This window comes from Novimethylophilus sp. (assembly GCF_036504375.1).
Taxonomy (GTDB): Bacteria; Pseudomonadota; Gammaproteobacteria; order Burkholderiales; family Methylophilaceae; genus Novimethylophilus.
Window position 1 is genome coordinate 1 of sequence record NZ_DASXVH010000012.1, and the last position, 1554, is coordinate 1554.

Annotated in this window: 1 protein-coding gene; it reads right to left on the reverse strand. The window is 57.5% G+C overall.

Annotated elements, in window-relative coordinates:
• On the reverse strand, nucleotides 1–1408 hold a 1408-nt coding region (locus tag VGK14_RS01065), incomplete at its 3' end, for a sodium:solute symporter family protein (RefSeq protein ID WP_331507052.1).
• Nucleotides 1409–1554 lie beyond the last annotated feature (146 nt).

Consider the following 1554-nt stretch of genomic DNA (forward strand, 5'->3'; position numbering starts at 1 on the left):
CAATTGAGGAACTGGTTCCCGCCAGAAGTCCCCAGAACCCGCCCGCGGAAGTCGCGCGCTTCCAAAGCATGCCCAGCACGACCGTGCCAAACAGCGGCGCGATGAAGAAGCTGAAGAGCGCCTGCACATAATCCATAATGCTGAGGAACTGCATCACGAGGTAGGCCGTACCGATGCTCACCAGCACGCCGACTACAGTGGACCACCGACCCATCGTCAGGTAGTGCGCGTCAGTGCCGTTTTTCTTGATGAAGGCGCGGTAGATGTCGTAGGTCCAGACCGTCGTGAACGCGCTGACGTTGCCGGCCATACCGGACATGAAGCCGGCAATCAGAGCCGTGATACCGAGACCCAGCAGACCGGGACCGCAGTAGCGCGCCAGCATCAGCGGCAGCACTTCGTTATAGCTGTGCCCTCCATGGGCCACTGCCGCACCCTCACCAACGAGAGGCATCGGAAGCAACGCCAGTCCGAGCAGGCCAGGAAGAATCACAATAAACGGCACCATCATCTTGAAGGAAGCGCCGATGATTGGAGCCATCTTGGCCGCCCGCAGATCTTTAGCCGCGAGTACGCGCTGTACGACGAGGAAGTCCGTGGTCCAGTAGCCGAATGAGATTACCCAACCGAGTCCGAGCACGATGCCGGTCCAATGAATACCCATCGGATTGCCGGTGAAGGATCCGAGACCGCTCCAGAGATGCGTGTAATCCTGACCTGGAAAATTCTTGGCGATACGCGCGACCATACCATTCCAACCGCCGGTTTCGTACAGACCGAGCAGCGGAATCAACATCGCACCCATCCAAATCAGCACAAACTGCAAGACCTCATTGAAAATTGCTGAAAGCAGTCCGCCGAGGAACACGTACGCAGCCACCGTCAGCGATGAGACCCAGATGCTAAAGTGAATGTCCCAGCCAAGCACCACTTTCATGACGAGTGCCATGGAGTACATATTGATGCCGCTCATCAGCAGCGTCATCAGGCCGAAGCTGATTGCCGAAAGCGCGCGCGACGGTTCGCCGAAACGCAGTTGCAGATAGCCCGGCACCGAATGCGTTTTCGATATGTAATAGAACGGCATCATTACGACGCCCAGAAAAAGCATGGCGGGAATCGCGCCGATCCAGTACCAATGCGCAGCGAGGATTCCGTACTGATAGGCGGCAGCGGCCCAGCCCATCAATTCGAGAGAGCCCAGATTGGCAGCCACGAAACTGAGGCCGGCAATCCAGGCCGTCATTTCGCGGCCTGCCAGAAAGAAATCATCGCCGGTCGTAGTGCGGGCTTTCAGGAAGAACCCGATTCCGATGACGGCGGCGAAGTAAATGGCAATGATCAACACATCGACGCCGGTGAGGGACAGCAGGCGTGACGGGGCGGCTAGGAAAGTAAGCGCGTACATTCTCTAGAGGGTGTATCACTATTCAGACCCTTAACGCAACTGGTGTAGTGTGAATCAGATAATGCGCGGTGGGCGGCCGGCCTGGTAAATGTCGTGCAGACGGATCACACCGACGCAGCGCCAGCCTTCGTGATCGATAACCGGCA